At 61.5% G+C, this 17922-nt stretch carries 17 protein-coding genes and 1 pseudogene; 12 read left to right on the top strand and 6 right to left on the bottom strand.

Annotation, left to right across the window (positions count from 1 at the left end; all coding sequences use genetic code 11):
• Positions 1 to 530 precede the first annotated feature (530 nt).
• Entirely contained in the window at positions 531 to 836 is a 306-nt protein-coding gene (locus tag RHA1_RS53860) for a toll/interleukin-1 receptor domain-containing protein (protein ID WP_081437578.1), read from the top strand.
• An 85-nt stretch (positions 837 to 921) separates the two neighbouring features.
• A complete protein-coding gene (locus tag RHA1_RS48000) occupies positions 922 to 1482 on the top strand; it encodes a 4a-hydroxytetrahydrobiopterin dehydratase (protein WP_148228502.1) in 561 nt (186 codons plus the stop codon).
• A gap of 1515 nt (positions 1483 to 2997) precedes the next feature.
• On the opposite strand, the pseudogene RHA1_RS40690 reads toward RHA1_RS48000, so the two are convergent.
• Positions 2998 to 3441, bottom strand: a pseudogene (locus tag RHA1_RS40690) (DDE-type integrase/transposase/recombinase); the annotation flags it as partial.
• Positions 3442 to 3553: 112 nt separating this feature from the next.
• On the opposite strand from RHA1_RS40690, the gene RHA1_RS40685 reads away from it, so the two are divergent.
• The 8 genes from RHA1_RS40685 (at position 3554) to RHA1_RS40645 (ending at position 11674) form a co-directional block, all read left to right on the top strand.
• Entirely contained in the window at positions 3554 to 4282 is a 729-nt protein-coding gene (locus tag RHA1_RS40685; RefSeq protein ID WP_237727083.1) for a tyrosine-type recombinase/integrase, read from the top strand.
• Between the two features lie 37 nt (positions 4283 to 4319).
• Positions 4320 to 4715 (top strand): hypothetical protein, encoded by a 396-nt coding sequence (locus RHA1_RS50030; protein WP_041813343.1) that lies wholly within the window; start codon positions 4320 to 4322, stop codon positions 4713 to 4715.
• Between the two features lie 47 nt (positions 4716 to 4762).
• Positions 4763 to 5032, top strand: coding sequence for a hypothetical protein (locus tag RHA1_RS40675; RefSeq protein ID WP_041813341.1), 270 nt, complete (start codon positions 4763 to 4765; stop codon positions 5030 to 5032).
• A gap of 32 nt (positions 5033 to 5064) precedes the next feature.
• Positions 5065 to 5427 (top strand): hypothetical protein, encoded by a 363-nt coding sequence (locus RHA1_RS40670; protein ID WP_041813338.1) that lies wholly within the window; start codon positions 5065 to 5067, stop codon positions 5425 to 5427.
• A 331-nt stretch (positions 5428 to 5758) separates the two neighbouring features.
• Entirely contained in the window at positions 5759 to 7396 is a 1638-nt protein-coding gene (locus RHA1_RS40665) for a S8 family peptidase (RefSeq protein ID WP_011599845.1), read from the top strand.
• Between the two features lie 19 nt (positions 7397 to 7415).
• Positions 7416 to 8780, top strand: coding sequence for a hypothetical protein (locus RHA1_RS40660; protein WP_011599844.1), 1365 nt, complete (start codon positions 7416 to 7418; stop codon positions 8778 to 8780).
• Positions 8781 to 8854: 74 nt separating this feature from the next.
• Entirely contained in the window at positions 8855 to 10018 is a 1164-nt protein-coding gene (locus tag RHA1_RS47985; RefSeq protein ID WP_011599843.1) for a toll/interleukin-1 receptor domain-containing protein, read from the top strand.
• Positions 10019 to 10624: 606 nt separating this feature from the next.
• On the top strand, positions 10625 to 11674 hold the full coding sequence (locus RHA1_RS40645; protein WP_011599842.1) for a nucleotide kinase domain-containing protein: 1050 nt from the start codon (positions 10625 to 10627) through the stop codon (positions 11672 to 11674).
• 17 nt (positions 11675 to 11691) lie between these two features.
• On the opposite strand, the gene RHA1_RS40640 is transcribed toward RHA1_RS40645, so the two are convergent.
• The 3 genes from RHA1_RS40640 to RHA1_RS40630 are packed head-to-tail and all read right to left on the bottom strand — an operon-like array spanning position 11692 to position 13810.
• Positions 11692 to 12672 (bottom strand): nucleoside triphosphate pyrophosphohydrolase family protein, encoded by a 981-nt coding sequence (locus RHA1_RS40640; protein ID WP_011599841.1) that lies wholly within the window; start codon positions 12670 to 12672, stop codon positions 11692 to 11694.
• A gap of 57 nt (positions 12673 to 12729) precedes the next feature.
• A complete protein-coding gene (locus RHA1_RS40635) occupies positions 12730 to 13329 on the bottom strand; it encodes an Nmad2 family putative nucleotide modification protein (RefSeq protein ID WP_011599840.1) in 600 nt (199 codons plus the stop codon).
• Between the two features lie 13 nt (positions 13330 to 13342).
• Positions 13343 to 13810, bottom strand: coding sequence for a TIR domain-containing protein (locus RHA1_RS40630; RefSeq protein WP_011599839.1), 468 nt, complete (start codon positions 13808 to 13810; stop codon positions 13343 to 13345).
• A 101-nt stretch (positions 13811 to 13911) separates the two neighbouring features.
• On the opposite strand from RHA1_RS40630, the gene RHA1_RS40625 reads away from it, so the two are divergent.
• Together RHA1_RS40625 and RHA1_RS40620 are read left to right on the top strand one after the other, a co-directional pair.
• Positions 13912 to 15132, top strand: coding sequence for a toll/interleukin-1 receptor domain-containing protein (locus RHA1_RS40625; RefSeq protein ID WP_148228501.1), 1221 nt, complete (start codon positions 13912 to 13914; stop codon positions 15130 to 15132).
• The gene (locus RHA1_RS40620; protein WP_011599837.1) at positions 15129 to 15983 is read left to right on the top strand and encodes a hypothetical protein; all 855 of its coding nucleotides are present in this window, start codon (positions 15129 to 15131) and stop codon (positions 15981 to 15983) included. Before RHA1_RS40625 ends, RHA1_RS40620 begins: the two co-directional genes overlap by 4 nt.
• A 308-nt stretch (positions 15984 to 16291) precedes the next feature.
• On the opposite strand, the gene RHA1_RS40615 is transcribed toward RHA1_RS40620, so the two are convergent.
• Together RHA1_RS40615 and RHA1_RS40610 are read right to left on the bottom strand one after the other, a co-directional pair.
• Positions 16292 to 17071 (bottom strand): DUF1883 domain-containing protein, encoded by a 780-nt coding sequence (locus tag RHA1_RS40615; RefSeq protein WP_011599836.1) that lies wholly within the window; start codon positions 17069 to 17071, stop codon positions 16292 to 16294.
• Positions 17072 to 17466: 395 nt separating this feature from the next.
• A complete protein-coding gene (locus RHA1_RS40610; RefSeq protein WP_148228500.1) occupies positions 17467 to 17778 on the bottom strand; it encodes a hypothetical protein in 312 nt (103 codons plus the stop codon).
• Between the last annotated feature and the right edge of the window lie 144 nt (positions 17779 to 17922).

The following is a 17922-nucleotide window of genomic DNA, read 5'->3' as shown; positions in this document are numbered from 1 at the left end:
GGCCACAGGGCAATGACCCGCCCCGCCACCCCTAGAAAACCGACCTGTCAGTCCCATAGGATCGACCCATGGGAGAGCAGAACTCGTCCCAGAATGTCGACCCCGTACGAGCCGCCTTGCTCGTCGAACGCTGGGGAATGTCCGGAACATACACGCCCCGGAGCCAGTTCCCGCTACGGTTACCGACCCCATTGTTCACCCCAACTTCGCCTGAACCGAGACCATCCAGCGAGGGAAGAGCCGATGGGTACGGGGGCAGGACCATAGCACTCACCGGCGTATGTCCTCCTCCGACGAAGTACCCGCCGACTGCAGATCGTCCTAAATTGAAGAGGACGCTAAAGCCTGCAACTCGGCTTGCTCACCTATTGCGCCCGCATAGAAATGCTGGCCAGGGTCTGCAACTCATACACGCCGCAGACTACCTTCCTCGATGGCAATCTCGTAGAACGAGCCATCGACACCGCCGCCAATCCGACGCGCACACGACGATCTCTGCGGCAATCTTCCATCCACGCTGCAATTGCTGAATGAGTCAGTGCCATCGATCACCACTGAGCGGATACGGAGGCGAGACAGTGAAACCGCTAAGGATATTTGTTAACTATAGGCGGGATAAGGATCTAATGGCCGCTATCCTTGTCACAAACCGGCTGGAAAGTTCTCTAAATAATGAGCATGCACGAGTACAAGTATTTATGGATACCCGTCAGCGCGTGGGTCATCCATGGCCGAAGGGGATCCGTGAGGAGATAGAGGACGCCGACATCGTCCTGGTTCTCATCGGACCCGAATGGCTTGAGGCCGAGAGACCCTTTCGGGCGACGTCGCATTGATCAGCACGACGACTGGGTTCGAAACGAAATTGAATTGTCGCTACATCGTGGCAAAATAGTCATTCCGATTATCTTCGGAGAAGAGATGATTCCAGCTGAAGCACTGCCAGAATCGATAGCCACACTCGTCGAGAAGCAGGCGGCGTTCGTACGGGAGGCATATCTCGAAAGGGATCTGGAGCCAGTCCTGAGCGAAGTTCAGCGCCTTCTGATGGACAGCTCGTCCGCGCATGTTACACCGCCCACCAACAGTAAGAGGCTCCCATATCCGCGTCCGCCGATGAAGTATCCACCAGCACCGATTTCCGAGGAAGAACTGGAGTTGGTCGTAACCGAAGAATTGCCCAAGTGGGACATCGCAAAAGGGCCAGTTATCGGCAAACCCGGACTTACAGGAGTAGAACTGCACCGAGATTTAGTATTCAACAGATTTAAAGATGCAATCACTTTTATGTCTATCGTCGCAGATTTCGTCGATAAAGCAAATCACCATCCGCGCTGGGAAAACATATATAAGACGGTGTCAATCCATCTAACTACATGGGATATTCAGCACCGCATCTCAAACCTGGACCTGATGGTTGCATACTATATCGACAAAAGCTACGAGGAATTCTTAAAGCGAGGAAGTGACGAGATGCGCTAGTATCTCAAATCGTTGTTCAGTTGATTAATTTGCGTGCAGTAGTTGGCGAGGTTGTCCGGGATTTCGTCGGCGGTTTTGGTCCACGCAAAGGGTTTTGGATCGTCGTTCCATGCGTCGATCAAGGCTTGGACGTGGGCTAGAACTCAGGTGAAAGGCTGTTCCGTCGAGATGGACCAGTTCGACCGACGCCTGCAGCGCGCCAGGATGCCCTTTAGCCATAGACAACTCCGGGCCAGCCGCGCGAAGCCTTGGCGACATTTCATCACCCGTAAAATTACCGGCATAGTCGATTGGTCCCATACTCGTCGCAACGAGGTGGTCCCTTCACCCGGCAAGCGACACCCCGGTAGTCGCTGAGCGCGCTTCCGCGGTCGCTACGGCACTGTACCCCGGGACCAAGCTCTCGGGGTACAGCCGTACTCGATCGCCTGCCTACTTGAGACGAGACATCGACGAACCGCCTACCGCTGAACTTGACTGTGGCGATCGCCTGGGTGCCGTGGCCTGCGGTCACGGCACCCAGGCGATAGGAACCTCGGATATCCCAATATCCGGTCACGCTGTAGCCTTTCCCTGTGCGCATACCTGTATTTGTCTCTTGCCCATCTAGATTGAGCATCAATCAAAGTCAGATACGGGATATAGTCACTGCAAGGTTGGAAGCCTGCGGTCTCGAACCGCGCACTCTAGGTAGATCCGACTACCCCGTCGGCACGCCACTGCGCGAAGTGCTGAGCATTGCCAGACACTGCGCAGGTGCGGTCATCCTCGGGTTCGAACACTCGCGATCGACTGGCCGGACCATCGTGGGCCCACACACAGATAGCCCGAGGGTCATCGAACCTGACTGCGTTCACCCGACTCCGTGGAACAACCTTGAGGCGGGAATAGCGTATGCGCTCGATCTTCCGCTACTCATATTCAAGGAGAACGGAATATCAGGAGGGGTTTTCGATCCAGGAGCTACTGAGGTCTTCGTATATCCGATGCCAACAATCGATGCCGAGGATATCGCGTCCGCTGAGGGGATAATTCAGAGATGGCAGTCACCTGTTCGGAACACTTACTATCGCGGCTGAATTTTCCCAGTACCGTGGTCATCCGCCTCACCGTGAGCACTATGAACAGCGGATATCCGCAACCGGGACGCCGGGCGGTCCCCGATGAAAGCCAGCCGTTCTCGCCACTCCCATCGATTTCCGCCGGTATCGAGACGCCTTACGCCATATTACTCAGTCGTTGCAGCTCGCCCTCTCAGTCGGCAGAGCGAAGCCAGCAACCAGCAGCTTGCGCGACATCCCCGACCCGACAAGAGCTCCGAGCAGCCAGACCGGATGTGACGATATCGTGGAAGTGACCACGGGAAGGTGCTCCTGCGCGCCATCTCAGTGCCGACGCCCGTGTGGCCACGTGAGAAGATCCGTGCGTGAGTACTTCCTCAGGCGCACCGGCCGCCAGTGGTATGACCGACGATCACCGGAAGTGAGGTTGCCCCTCGGGAGTGGACACCCGACTTCATGCGGCGACTGACAGCGTAGACGACGCGATCAGTCGTTGTTCGAACTCGACTGGGGCGAGGTAGTCGAGGGCGGAGTGACGGCGACGTCGATTGTAGTACGAGAGCTACTCGAACAGCTCCGTCCGCGCCGCGGTTTTTCGATGACCAGCCGCGCCCATGAAGCCAGTCCCTTTTGAGTCCTTGGAAGAACGACTCGGCGAGGGCGTTGTCGTAACTCGAGCCCACCCGTCCTCGATTCGGACGGATCTCATGACGACGGCAAACATCAACGAAAGAGGCTGCGGTGTATTGAGTCCCGCGATCGCTTGAAAGATAGCGCCACGTATGTCACCACCGCGTGTACGCACCGCCATCTCGATCGCGTCGGTGACGAACTCGGTGCTCATGTGGTCGGCGATGGACCAGCCCACCACCCTGCGTGAGCAGATGTCGATCACCGTATTAGTTGCGTGGAATCACGCCGGGGGTCGGTTGTTCGTCCCGCGGTGTCACCACGAGCTGAGGGGCCCTGTTGACTGTGTCGATGATCTTGGAGGAGAAGTGGCCGGTCCTGTGCCGGCACGAGCGGCCGAGTGGTTACGGATCTGGACCGATCTGGGGCGTGCGCCTCGCACAATCGACGCGTATGCGCGCGGCCTGGCCGAGTATCTGCTGGCCTGCGAGCGCGAGGGCGTCGATCCTGTTGCCGCCACCCGGGCCCAAATCGCCTTGTTTGTAAGGGAGTTGCGGACTCGCCCGAGTCGGCGCGGTACCAACGTTGTCGCGTTGGACTCGGGTTCGGGTCTGGCGAACGCGACACTGCTGCCGCGGCTGGTTCCGGTGCAGTTGTTCTACGACTTCCTGGTCGAGGAGGGCATCCGTTACACGGCGGGCCGGCATTTCGGTGGGCAGTCCCGGCCGCTCGTCCCGCGGATGATCAACTTGTCTTGGATCCCCTGCGAGGCCGAGTGGTTGCAGCTGCTTGACGTGTTCCGTCTCGAGCCGATCCGTAACCCGCTGATGCTGGCGCTTGCCTACGAGTTGGCGCTGCGCCGTGAAGAGCTGTGCTCGCTACGCACCGACGATCTCGATCCCGCGCACCGCATGCTGCGGGTGCGGGCGGAGACGACCAAGACCCGTCGAGGGCGGGTGGTGGCGTACTCGGCGGCGACGGGGTGCTGCTGTCGGGCTACCTCGCCCACCGGGCCGGGATCTTGCGGAGAAGTTGACTCGTTCGATGACGCACCTGCATGCGCAGCGCATCAGCAAGCTCACCGCAGCCGACGGGACGGCCCGACGTGACCGCCGCGGTTCGTGCCGTCGGCAAGGCGGATGCCACATGGCCGGCGTGGACGTTTCCGATGTCCTCGAACACTACGATCGGCGCGAGGAGCTGACCGACGCGGAGCGCCGCGCACTGAGAGATTTGAGGCCGAAGGCGTTGCGCCGCAATAGAGCGCGGGGAATCCCACGCCGGACCGCGACCCATTGGACGGCGCTGGTGCGGCTCGTCGAGCCGCTCGACACCGCGCGGGCCGGGTTGCATCATGGCGATGACGCCCGGTTCCGGCGGGCCGGGGCGCACGCGGCCGCGAGCATCTTGCAGAATTGCGCGGACACCGGCCGGTCCTTCTGGGCGTGGACGAACGAGGACTGGGCGCAGCTGTGCGGTTCGAGCACCGAGGCCTTCCTCGCAGCCAGGGAACTGCCTACCGAGACCACGGTGCGTCCTTAATCCTCGCGCTGGCCTATCTGCTCGGCAGCTTCGAGGCCTTCCAACTATTGGGCACATTCGACCGGCTGCACCTGGCCCGCCTCGTCCTCGGCGCCGAGGCGATCGGGGAGTCAATGCTCCAGGCCAGCGCGGTCCTCGGCCAGTGGGGCTACCGCGGCGTCTTGATCGGCAAACATCGACTGCGCGGGGGGCTCAGCCAGGCCCTGCTGATCAACCGCAGCCCCAGGCTCGAGGACCTGAATACCGCGGTCGAGGTGTCGTGCCAACGGGCGACCCAGTTGGCCCAGCAATCGGTGGTGCCTTCGATGACAGCGTAGGGGTTGTCTCCGGTGCGCGCCGGCGGGTCGCAGTGTCCGCGTACGGCGACGGCACGTTGGAGCGCGTGGAGCATCTTGCTTTGGTGATCGTTGGTGGCTGGGTGCACGCGCAGCCGGTCGAATGCCGCTCACCCCTGGGGGTCCGCAGGGCCATCCGCACCATCATGGCCAAGTCCGCGCGGTGGCTTGCCGCCGAACATCCCGAGATCACCGCACCCGGGCAATGGACCCGCCAGACCAGCGCCGCCCGGGTGGCGGCCGTGGACCGCATGACCGTCGGCGACTACGTCCAACGCCGCGACCACCTCCACCAGGTTCGACGCGAACAGTACGGACCAGTCTTGACGTTAATTCGCAGCGAGGTCAACGATGAAGAGGTCCGCTTTCCGTTGTGAAAGAGCATGGTGTTGTCCATTCCGCGGCAGCACTTGGATGGAGCGTGCAGGAAGTGATCTTTAGCCGAGCATCGCCAGACCCGTCGACCACCTGTCAAAGTGCTCGACATCGATGTCTTCGCGCAACGGCGTCGGCATCGGTGCAGCACGGTTCCTCGACATGAGCCGCCATCGACCGTCGATGTTCTCACGGACCGTCGATCCGGAACCGCGGGTGACATGGGGCGACTGTGGGAGGACAATAAAACAGACCGGTCTTTCGGTGTGCAGGCGCGGGAGCCGGCACGAAGTTGTGTTCGCGTCGTCGGGTGTGCGATGAGGGGCAAGACCAATGGACGAACTCGAAGGACGCTTTCGGTCCCCCATCGTAGGCGACCTCAAACTGCCGCCAGAGGGGCAGCATTCGGCGGAAACCCGCGCTGCCCAAGAAAGCGAGAAGGTCCCCATTCTGATCGAGATCAACGTGACCTACCCCGGCGGTCTGCGCGCCGCACGCCGCGCCCTCGAAGTGCTCTGGCGCGAGTTCGCACACCGAGCCGGCATTCGTTGGGCGGACCCGGCGCCGATCCTCCTCGATCCACCTCTCCCTCAAGGCCTCATGTTCATTTCGTTGAAGCTCTATCAATGCGTGCTATCTCGCCCGGACCTGCACGAGATGGTGAACCGCGATCAGGAGCTTGCCAGCCAGAACGATCGGCCACCGGTCATCTTCCGGGCATGGCCGGACTACACACTGGACCCGCAGATCGACCGCTCCGCACCGACCGTGAAAGCAGACGCAGCCTGGCGCGCCTACGACGCCCGCGGCCGGCGGATCGTCTGGGCGGTCATCGACAGCGGGATCGACGGCGGCCACCCCCATTTCTCCGGGCTCGAGCTTGCCTCGGAGTTCCGCGGCGAGGAATCGCCGTACGGGCTGACGAGCAACCTGCACCGGGACTTCAGCTACCTCGTCCACCCCGAGCTCTCTGGCTCAGTCGCACCCGGAAATCAGGGTGGATCCGCGGGGACGGTGACGCCGAATCCGGCCCTGGTCGATGACAGCGGACACGGCACCCACGTCGCGGGCATCATCTCGGGCTGCAGCCCGGCGGGCAGCACACCACGGGTCGCGCTGTCGAAGGATCCGAGCGACGGCGGATGTGTCCTGCGATCTCGGGTCGGCACGTTGTCGGGGATGGCACCGGAGTGCGAACTGGTGAGCCTCAAGGTCATGCGACGCACCCGTCAGGGCACCTGGGTCACCTCATGCAGCGCCGTCATCCGAGCGTTGACCTACCTCCGCACCGAGGTGAACGTGGACCCCGCGGTCCTGCGGGTGCACGGGGTCAACATGAGTTTGGGCTGCGAATGGCACCCCGAGCAGTACGCCGCGGGCCAGTCCCCACTCTGCCAGGCCATCAACCAGCTCACTGCCACCGGTGTGGTGGTGGTCGTCTCGGCCGGAAACTTCGGGGCGCGCACCACCGGCGGCGATTCGGTCAACACTTCCGCTGCGATGGGGTCGATCACCGAGCCGGCGCATGCCGAGGACTGCATCGCCGTCGGGTCGACACATCGCGAGGCACCGCACGCCTTCGGCGTCACCTGGACCTCGAGCAAGGGACCGACCCTCGACGGGCGGATGAAGCCCGACGTCGTGGCGCCGGGCGAGTGGATCGCCTCGGCCGCCTCCGGTGCGGTCCGCGCCGCGGCCGGACTGGGCCAATCGGATGGAAACGGCGAGGAGCCGAACGGAACGCAGCAGCGTCACCCGTTGTTGACGTACGCCGAACAGTCGGGCACATCCATGGCAGCCCCGCACGTCTCGGGCGTCATCGCGGCGTTTCTTTCCGTCCGCCCGGAGTTCATCGGCCGCCCACGACAGGTCAAGCGCCTACTCACCGAGAGCGCGACCGACCTCGGCCGGGAACGGTACGCCCAGGGCGCCGGTCTGGTCGACCTGATGCGGATGCTGTCGAACGTCTAACCGAAGGGAGCCGACAATCATGGAGCGCCTGCCAAGCCGGGAACCGGTGTGGGACCTCGAGTTCAACGAGAAGGGCTTGCTGACCGCACCCGCCACCGACGAATTCCTCCGCGAGGTCGACGCCGAGGACATCACCGACCTGTTCATCTTCAGCCATGGATGGGGCACCTCTGAATCAAGCGCCAAGGGACTGTACGCCACGATGTTTCCGTCGATCCGCGACGCAGCGAGCGGTGTACCCGACATCAACCGTGTCGGATTCGCGGGCATCTTCTGGCCCTCCCTCTGGTTCCCGGACACACCGGCGACACCTCCGCGTCCGGAAGGATCGCCCCAGAGCGGGGATAGCGCGCTGGAAGAGGAAAGCGCCGGGACGGCGGTGCTGTCCGGGGCCGAGATCGCCGCATCGCTGCTACCGGGATTCGAAGACCCACAACAGCGGCAGTCGGTGACGAAGATCGGTCGGCTCATCGACGAGGGCGTAGCCGCGGTCGGCTCTGGCGAACCCGATACGGTGAAGGAGCAGCGGCTGCAGCAGCTCAACCAACTCCTGCAATCGCTCATACCACCCGCACCCGACGGCGAGTACGAAGACCAGGGCGAGACCGCGGTCCTGCTGACCGACGACCCAGTGCGCGACTACCAGGCGGCGGCCGATGCATTCGGCAGCGCACCACCCGGCTCCTCCGTCCAGGGCATCGGCGACTGGTTCAGCAAGGCAATCAACGGCGCCAAGGACGTCGTCCGGGTGTTCTCCTACACGATCATGAAGGCACGGGCCGGCGACATCGGCCGGACCGGGCTCGGACCGCTGCTGGTCGCGCTTCACCGCGACTCGCCCGGCGTCCGGGTCCACCTCATCGGCCATAGCTTCGGCGCCCGCCTGGTCTCGTTCGCCCTCGCCGGCATCACCACCCCGGCGGACAGCCCGGTCGCATCGCTACTGCTGATCCAGGCCGCGTTCTCCCACTGGTCATTCGCCCATGCGCAGGACAACCCCTTCGGCAGCCCCGGCGCCCTACACAACTACGCCGACCGGGTCCACGGCCCCCTCGTCGCGACCTTCAGTGTCCACGACTGGGCAGTGGGCCGGTGGTACCCGAAGGCGTCCTTCCTGTCCCGACAAGACACACAGGCCGGGATCGCCGGGCGCTGGGGCGGCATCGGCGCCGACGGCTACCAAGCCGTCAGCCCCGCCGCCGACCGCACCATGCCCGAGAACGGTGGCGTGGACTACCAGTTCGCACCCGGCACCTTCTACCGGGTCGACGCCATCGAGGTCATCAACAACGTGCAGGACCAACCGTTCGCCGGCGCCCACTCCGACATCCGCAAACCGGCCCTCGCCCAGCTCGCCATCGCCGCCGCAACCACCCACCCCTGAGGCAGGACCCACGATTACCTCCGGAGCGGCTAAGCCAAGTCGGACAGCGTTGACTCCGAAAGGCGGCTTCCAATATGGGATCGATTTTCATCTCACACTCATCACGCGACAAGGTCTTTGTGCGGCGTCTTGCCATGGACCTCGTGCAGCGAGACTTCGAAATTTGGTACGACGAGTGGAATCTAGAGGTTGGGTCTCGGCTCTCAAATCGAATAAAGGATGGCGTGAGTTCGTCTTCATTTGTCCTTGTCGTTCTCTCCCGTGAAATACTTCAGTCAGATTGGGTTGAGAGGGAGATCAACCACGCCCTTGAGGTAGAGGAGAAAATACAGAGAGAAATGCTTCTTCCAATTCGAATTGATAATTCGAATATCCCCGATGCGCTTTCCGATCGCTTATACGCCGATTTCTCAGACGGCAGTTACGTCCAGCCACTCGAGACACTTTGCGAGCAGCTGCGGCGGCGCATCGGCAACCATCCAGCGGGAATCGAGCCGGGCCGGGAGCTCGTTCCGCTTTTCGTTGAAGACGGAGTGGAGCTCGATGCCGCACAACTCGGTGAGCGCATCGGTCAGCTGACATGCCGCTACGGTAGCGGATACGAGGTCAAGCCAACTCAGTTTCGCATGCAGGAGGAAGAAGGATATCGGAGCCTGCGGCACCGGATGATTAGCCGATTGGACAGCATCAGGTCAGATCCCCATTATACCCCAGAATTCGCTGTGGGATATCGAGGATTCTGTAAATCAATTCTTTCTGCCGAAGCAAGAATCCTAAAAAATCTCGCGACGCTCATCGCAGAGCGTGGATCGAGAAAGGAAATATGGATCTGGCCAGAAACATCATATCGTTGGTATTGGCGACTCGCGCGCAGCGAAATTATTTCGGCAATGTATAGAATGCAAAACCCGGATACGCCGCGTAGCGACGAGTACGGCAGGGCCTGCTTCGAAGCGGTCAACAGCGAAGATAAAATGGCGGCTATATACGGAGTTAGAGCGACGACGAGGATGGCAGTCGGCGACCCGAAGTCCGGTCATGAGTACTCATTTAATGTCGATGAAGACTCATTTGCGAGTCGGCATTTCCGTTCTGGCTCCTATTTCGGACTAGAAATGCTTGCCGATATGGCTGGAAGCGAAGAATTGGTCGCCAAATGGATCATTCCGCAGAGCCTTGCTTACGGCGGTTTTGAGGATTGGGACGCCATCGACCGATTTGAGATCGGCCTACGCTAGGCCAACGCTCGGTCACCGCGGCGGAGCCACCACTGTGGAAACACACGTTTCCAATCCGAACCATCCGTCCCCTGTCATCAATGCCTCCGCGATCTGGCTCTTGGAGGAGTAAGCGATCCCTGTGCGTCGATCCATCAAAGTCGCGGCAGCGAGCCCAGCGTTCCTCTGTCGTCGAGGTTGTCTACCGTTAGCGAACATGAGGATGTCGGGGATCGCCGCCTACACTGCGGGGAGGTGCGAAGGGACTCCCCGGAGATATGCGCATATTGCCCACCCCTCCTGCGGCACCGATGGATGAAGCCAACCCTTGCAGGGACGGTGTGGGAATCCATCGAGTCGATGCCCCAGCACGAGCAGGTCGTAGCCGATATCAGTCCCTCGCGGGACCTCCAAACGCGCGGGAGCCGCGCCGACGTCGAAGTGCCGGTACCCCAACCGCACGCATCGGCGGGGCGGCGCGCGGCGAAGCAGACAGGGTGCCCGCCGAAGTGTCCATTTCTCTTTCTTGAAGGAAGAACAGATAGGTTCGTTTCGTGCGGCTGCCGGCGGAAGACACGGCGGTTCTGTCGCCCGAGAGCCGGGAACGGAGACGGAAGTGGAGGACAAATGGACCCGAGGGCCAATGACGCGGGTCGGGACGAGTTGATGCTGGACCTGGGCATGGACTATGAGTCGAGAGCTCATGACTTCGTGCCGCTAGAAGTGACTATCGCTGGCCGCCCGCTCTCCACCAGCCCGGTGTTCGATACGTACTGGAGATTCGCGGCGTTACGTCAACATGCATACGTAAGTAGGCTGTCCGGGGCGTCTGCGCCGTGGTCCACCGATCCCGTTCTGCGTGCCCATCGATTTACCAATTGCTATCGCGCCAGCGATCGCGTGAGCCAGTACTTGATCAACGAAGTTGCATACTCTGGTTCACAGGACCCCGAGGAAATTCTCTTTCGGATACTCTTATTCAAGTTTTTCAACAAGATTGAAACGTGGGAACTACTTCAGGACGAGTTCGGTTCCCTGTCATCGGATGGTTTCGCGGTCGACCGCTACGACGAGGCCCTCTCCGAAGCGTCAGGTTCCGGGAGGACGCTCTATTCTGCCGCTTACGTTATTCCAGCTCCCGGGCTCGGGGCAACGCGAAAACATACCAATCACCTCCGATTGCTCGATCACATGTTGGCCTCCGCTCTGCCGCGGAGATTGCGTGATAGCACCGACATGAACGAGGCGTTCGTCCTATTACGTGCTTTTCCCGGGATCGGGGATTTTTTGGCCTTTCAGTTTCTCATCGATATCAACTACTCGACCTTGCTGAACTTCGACGAGATGGAGTATGTGGTTGCCGGTCCTGGTGCTCGCGATGGGATTCGTAAGTGCTTCGGACCGCGAGCCAACGGCATTGAGGCTGAAGTGATTCGGTACATGGCAGATAGCCAGGACGAGCACTTCGCGCGGCTCGGTCTGCAGTTCGAGGGCCTCCGGGGGCGCCCGCTGCAACTCATCGACTGTCAGAACTTGTTCTGCGAGACGGACAAGTATGCCCGGGTGACGCATCCTGACGTAAGCGGGATCAGCGGCAGGACCCGGATCAAGCAGAAGTTCCGCCCCACGATGCAACCGCTGACAGCGCGTTTCCCTCCGAAGTGGGGTATCGATTAGGCCAGCGACGGTAGCACCTAAAGTGCTGTGCATGTAGCTGCGTGCGCAGCACGTTCGCCCTGGGACATCGGCCGAACGGAGATGGAGCGGGTATCGAGGTCGCATGTGACGACCCCATGCCCAGTATCGTGGAGCGTCCGCCATACTTCGCAGCCGTTGAGTATCGCTCGTTCCCATTCCAGCGCAGAGCAATCACTTACCTCGAAGGGAGCGACCATCCGTTGGCAAGTTGTCAGGATGGACGTGTCGACGACCTGGCTGTGCGCGTACATCCGCGCCCGCGATGCTGCTTCAAAGACCATGGCACTTAAGCCCTCTTCGACAGCAATCGCCCTTCCGCCATCCTCGACGCTATCGGTGGCAGGATTGCTGCGGCGCTTGCGGCCCAGCAGTGCACGGAAGACGGGTGACCAACCCAGCGTGGCGAGATTGGCAAGATGAAAGGCATCATGCCAACGGTAGCCATCGGGGTCGTGAGAGTTGTCGTTCACACGGTCGCCGATCGGCTTGCCGTCCACCACAGGACGTACTGTTCCGGGCATGTCGTCGAGTTCGGCGAGGTAGACCTCGATCCGGCGGGGCAAGCGTTCTGGAGGCGAGTAGCTTCCGTCGTACATGCGGGCGGGCGGCAGGGCGCGCGAGATGTCGAACGGTGGAGGCATCGCCGGCGTGACGGGTTCCAACCTCGGGAACGGGCGGTCGTGACTATCCCATCGGCTTGAGATCTTCTGCAGGTTGGCTGCAGCCACATCGCCCAATTGGACGCCGAGCCACGTGGCGGTGTCTGCGACGTACCACAGGATGTCCCCGAGGTCTTCGATCAGCGCGGGGCGGTGATCGACATGAACGTCACCGTCACGGACGAGCTTCTTCTGGCTGGTTTGGAGGGTGCCCACTTCGCCACCCAGCCCGAGCAACGCGATAGTGATGCCCTTTCTGGGTTCATCGGGGTGCTGGTCGTATGCCCAGGCACGTTGTTGATAGTCATCGATATCCACAGAACGCTCACCCATCTCCGTGTAGAGATCCAGTTCCAGGGGGGATTAAATGCCACGTCAGCCCCAGTCTGCGGGGCGTCCACGCACGCCGGTACCCAGCGAGCGGATCCAATCGGCGGTCGCATCGACCAGTTCCTGCGGGAATCGGCAGCGATGTGAACGCTGGCCGTGGACTAGGTCCGTACCGTAGCCAACACGCAGGTCGTGCGGGATCTTCGGTCCGGATCCGCCGAAGTATACGAACTCCCGACCTATCAGGACCGCATCGGTGTTCGTGTCCCTGTCAATGTGGCCCAGGTTCGGCGAGCCATCGTCCAAACTGTGACGTGAGTTGGCCTGGATCCACTTACCGGTGGCTCCGCGGTGGTAGATGTTGTCGCCATATGCCTGTTTCCGGCTACCGCGAGGGGTGGGGATTTTCCGCACGAACCGGGACTCGCTCCAGTAGGTGTCGAAGTCGACGATTTCGTCCACTCGCATCGCGTACACGAGGCGGTCCTCAAGTTTCTTGGTCTTCGATCCGGTGCCGATCACCCAGTCGTCGATGCGGGCCGTCGCCCGGATCTTCGGCTTGCACGTGGCCAGGGTGCACATTCCATGGAATGGGTTGGGTGCGAATCCGATGTCGTAGCGGACGATGTAACTGAAAAGTCTCATGCCAGAGTTCCGCTCAGCAACCTACTCGGGAGATGACACGTTCGGGGCCGGGCGAGCCGTCGGGAGCCTGCCAGTTATCGGCACCGCCGATGGCATCGATGATCGCCTCGGCATCCCAGCTCACCATCGCGTCGGCATAGTCTGCCAGCGGCTCAGGAAGATCACACTGGTCGGCGCCCGGAGCCCACACGCCGATAATGCGCTTGTCCGGGAACCGGTTGGCGTACTCGATCTCCCAATCGACCCATTCGTGGTTCCTCGTCTCGGGTGAGACGATGACAATAATCTTCCCCGCCCATCGGATGCAGTCGGCCAGAATCGTCCGGATGTAACCCTCTGCGTGCGCATCATTCGGAGTGGCGCTGTAAATCGATGAGTCTCGCACATCACAGCCACGGGCGTCGAGCAGGTCCTTGAGACGGTCAACAAGCGCATCGTCTTCGTGACGATGACTGATGAAGATGTTGTGCCGATCGGACACCGACGCCCCCCTATAGTTCCGTTCCTCCGCCTAGGATACGTAAGAGCGCTGACAAGTCAGGCTGCACAGTCGCCGTCGGCCTCGGCCCGTACTCTGATCACATGGTGATCCCCCCGATCCTCGACGTCTTCGTCGTCTGGCACCCAGACGATGCCGTAGGTGCAGAAGTCTGCGATTGGTTGTCTCAGCATTTCCACAGCCCAGCATTTGCGGGACTGGCGGGCGGGGCAGTCGAGGTGTACGCGCGCAGCGCAGGATGGGAAAGTCCAGAAGCACCACCCCGCGCACTGGGGATCGCAACCCCCCTGGCGGGTGAACTACCCGCGGCCCAATTCAACGCTATCGTGCCGCTCTTGGGCGTGAACCTGGTGCGTGCAGTCGAGGACGACCCGCGGTGGGAGGCCTACATTCGCGACATAGCGGGTCTTGAGGGCGTCGAAGGGACCGGGGTGTACCCGGTGCGGGTTCCCGAGACGACCGTGTCGGGCAAACTCGCAGGGCTGGTGGGATCTCTGCAAACGTTGCCCGAAGAGAGCGTCAGCGACGCCGCAATACTGGGCCGCGAGTTGTGCCAAGCGATCGCCCAGCGAGTGGATGCTGCAGCTGGCGAACCGTGCAGAGTACGTGTCTTCATCAGTCACACCAAACGCTTCTCGCTGGAAGAACCCCATCACGAACACGGCCCCGTCCTGTTCGACAAAGTGCGAGAAGAGATCCTGAAGACCAAGCTAGACGCCTTCTTCGATGCTCAGGACCTCCAATCGGGTTCTCAATGGGAGACCGAGCTGGACCGCAACGCGGCCAACTGTGCGCTGCTAATGGTTCGGACCGACAAGTACTCAGGTCGTGAATGGACCCAGCGCGAGGTCCTCGTCGCCAAGCATGCAGGCGTGCCTATCGTCGGCATGTACGCCTTCACGACCGGGGAAGAACGCGGTTCATTTCTCATGGACCACATCCCGTCCGTCCCGTGCAACGTGCAGGATCCACTTCCCGGCATCCGCACGGCACTCAACCGCCTGGTGGACGAAGCGTTAAAGCGAGCCCTGTGGAACGCCCAGACGGTCTACCTGAAGAAAAACGGTTTCGATTGGCTTCCCACCCACGCGCCGGAGCCCATCACGCTGACGCCCTGGTTGATCAAGCACAAACGTGAACAGCCACAGGACGATCACGTATGGATCCTCCATCCCGATCCACCATTGGGGCCGAAAGAGCGCGAAGTCGTCGTCGAACTCTGCGAACTAGCCGGATTCAGCCACAAAGTCGATGTCTTGACCCCACGCACATTCGCAGCACGCGGCGGAAGGCTTCCCCAGTGACCGATCCGATCATCGTGCCACGCGACGCGCTACTCGAACGTCGCGTGGCACTGTCCATCTCCGACAGCCAGGACCTTGGCCGACTCGGGCTGACCCCGTTCCACCTCGAACTGGTGGTGGCAGAGATCGCCCGCGCCATCATCCTGGCCGGCGGCATCATCGCGTACGGAGGACGAATCAAACCGGCAGGATTCACCCAGCTCCTCATCGATGAAGTCGAGCGCTACGGCGCCGAACGTCTGTCCCTCGAGCTCTACATTCCCGCATCCGAGCACCAGCAGATACCCATCGGCGAGCTCGAAGAGATCGACCGACGACTAGGCATCGCCGGGCGGCTATATCTGCTCACCCCGGATGGAGAGCCGCAGACTGTGGCACAAAGGCGGAAGGACACCACAGCGCGTCCAACCGCGAATTCGGCCGAGGCTCTGACAGCCATGCGCAAGCAGGTCAGCGAACGTGCGGACGCCCGGATCATATTGGGCGGCAAGCTGACAGGATTCCAAGGTGCTGAACCTGGGGTGATCGAAGAAGCACGGCTAACAGTGCAGTCAGGTAAGACGCTGTACGTTGCCGGCGGCTACGGAGGCGCAGCAAGTGCGGTTGCTCAAACTCTCGGATATGACAGCTTCAAGTGGGCACCGCCGGGCTTTCCTGCCGGAGTCGAGACCGATAAAGTCCAAGCCGCGCTACGAAATCTTCAAATTGCGTACGCCGCAGTAGAAAGGACCGACGGTCTCTCTGAAGAGCAACGACGAGTGCTGGCGACAAGCCACCGTCCTGCCAACATCGCCACAGCAGTCGTATTGGGCTTGTCCAATAAGAACATCCCCAACACCGATCGGAACTAACAGCATCCGCGGTCACTTCGGCTCGATGCATCACCATACCCGCAGCGCTACCGTTTCGGCCATGGCGCGTGCAGGTGATCGCGCGCATGAGGACGTCCGCCAGAACATATTGCGCGAGAGGGACGAAAGCGATGTCGACATCGTCCCGCCTGCGAGGATCGCTCGCGAATCCCCACCGCTGGCCTTTGCGGCCATCGTCGAAGGTATCCTCGACCATGGCCGCCACGCCGAATCCTTCGAGCAAAGATCGATCCGTAACCACACTTCGAGTCCTACACGTTCGCAGGGGTCGATATCTCAGTGACAATCTAGGAGATGGCGCCCCGCGCGACCTCGGCAATCTGATCAGCCATTTCTTCGATGCTGGTGGAACTCGTGCTCAACGCCACTTTGTCCGCCAGCGATGGGCTGTAACCGCGTACCTGCTCACCGGTAATCTCATGCCAGATGGGGAGCAGCGTCTGTTCACCTGCCACCGTCTTCGTCACCAGACCATCCAGTTCATGGTTAGTCCAACCCTTGCGGAAAAAGGACAGCGACAGCACTACGACGCCATAGCGACTCGACCGGATCCCTTCGTCTATCTTGCGCCGCAGACTGTGACCGATGCGCATCTCTGTCTTGTCAAGCCATACAGTAACTCCGCGGGCCGTCAGAGCATCTCGAAGCGGTACCGCTACCGCACCCTTATCCTCGCTTGCGTGTGAGATGAAGACGTCCCACGTCTGCCCCCCGAGGAAATCCCCCTCGGGCTCAATCGGCTCGCGAACCGCAACCTCCTGCGCCGGCGTGCGTCCACGTAAGGGCGGCAACAATCCCGGCGGTGGAGATTCGACAGCCACCGCCGCACGAACCTTTCCACGTAACCCTCCCAGATCCACCACGACCACCCAATGGCCGCTGCTCGGGATCCCGAGACGTGCAGGTGACTTCTTGGCCAGCCCGCCTATCATCTGAGCCCGGCGACCAGCATTGAAGTACCGGTAATTCGACATCGTCATGAGTCTCACATTCGCCTGTTTATCAAGGGTGACGACAGCAACCGCACCCTTCTTCTGCTGCTTCAAGTCGAAAATGAGGTGCTCCATTACAGCATCTCCGAGTATGCCCAGCCGCTCATGCGACCTCCTGATAGTTTGTAGGCGGAACTCTAGGGATAGCCACCGACAGGTGCCGGACACTCGGTTCCCTCGCGCACTCACCGATCGAGCACGCGGCTCCGCACTGCTGATGATCAGGCGAGGAGTTTGGTTACGCGGACGCGACGTTGGCAGTGATTTTGGCCGGTCAGGACAGGGCCGGGCCTGCTCGCTCTAGACGTCCACTGCCCACTGCAGCAGGCCGGCTGCGAGCTCGTCCCAGTCTTGAGTCGCTGCCTTTCTGCGTGACACTCGATCGGAAGCAATCTGCAGCGCCAAGCATCCCAGGAGTAGCGGCACGTTCACGTGGCGCAGCGCCATACCCTTCCGATCATCGAGGGCGATCATCCGCGCCAGCGTCTTCCCCGCCGACGCGATCCCGACCAGCGAGTGTGCTGCGAGGAGCAGCTCATCGCGCCGTGCCTGCTCCCGCTCGTCCAGCCGGGCACTTCCGGAGCCACATGCGCCCGGGCATGCACATGAGTGCGGAGAATGATCTCGGTGGTGATCACGCTCAGCGAGGGGGTCAGGGTTCCGGATCGTACGTTGAGCCCGTTGCCCGCCGAAGTACCCAGGTGTACCTCGTGCGCGAACGTGCGCAGTGCCCGGTTGTCGAGCTCGTACAGCCAGGAGGAGCCCGGCATCGGCAGGCTCATCGGAGTCACCAAATCCGCCGCGAGATGCTGCGCCCACAAGACGAGCGCCTCCGGGAGCGAGGTCGACCAGCACCAGCAACGATCGCTCTCGCGAGTCGAAGCACCGCGGAAGACGCCGGCCTTGGGCGGCAATGGCGTCCGCCG

Origin of the sequence: Rhodococcus jostii RHA1 (assembly GCF_000014565.1) — a bacterium.
Lineage (GTDB): Bacteria > Actinomycetota > Actinomycetes > Mycobacteriales > Mycobacteriaceae > Rhodococcus_F > Rhodococcus_F jostii_A.
Note: the sequence above shows the minus strand (reverse complement) of the source record. Positions and strands in the feature narration are given on the sequence as shown.

Bases quoted from the DNA above. Each gene is read 5' to 3' on its own strand.
- RHA1_RS53860 (WP_081437578.1), top strand. From the start codon at position 531: ATGAGTCAGTGCCATCGATCACCACTGAGCGGATACGGAGGCGAGACA.
- RHA1_RS48000 (WP_148228502.1), top strand. From the start codon at position 922: ATGATTCCAGCTGAAGCACTGCCAGAATCGATAGCCACACTCGTCGAG.
- RHA1_RS50030 (WP_041813343.1), top strand. From the start codon at position 4,320: ATGGCCGGCGTGGACGTTTCCGATGTCCTCGAACACTACGATCGGCGC.
- RHA1_RS40665 (WP_011599845.1), top strand. From the start codon at position 5,759: ATGGACGAACTCGAAGGACGCTTTCGGTCCCCCATCGTAGGCGACCTC.
- RHA1_RS40660 (WP_011599844.1), top strand. From the start codon at position 7,416: ATGGAGCGCCTGCCAAGCCGGGAACCGGTGTGGGACCTCGAGTTCAAC.
- RHA1_RS47985 (WP_011599843.1), top strand. From the start codon at position 8,855: ATGGGATCGATTTTCATCTCACACTCATCACGCGACAAGGTCTTTGTG.
- RHA1_RS40645 (WP_011599842.1), top strand. From the start codon at position 10,625: ATGGACCCGAGGGCCAATGACGCGGGTCGGGACGAGTTGATGCTGGAC.
- RHA1_RS40635 (WP_011599840.1), bottom strand. From the start codon at position 13,329: ATGAGACTTTTCAGTTACATCGTCCGCTACGACATCGGATTCGCACCC.
- RHA1_RS40625 (WP_148228501.1), top strand. From the start codon at position 13,912: ATGGTGATCCCCCCGATCCTCGACGTCTTCGTCGTCTGGCACCCAGAC.
- RHA1_RS40615 (WP_011599836.1), bottom strand. From the start codon at position 17,071: ATGGAGCACCTCATTTTCGACTTGAAGCAGCAGAAGAAGGGTGCGGTT.
- RHA1_RS40610 (WP_148228500.1), bottom strand. From the start codon at position 17,778: ATGAGCCTGCCGATGCCGGGCTCCTCCTGGCTGTACGAGCTCGACAAC.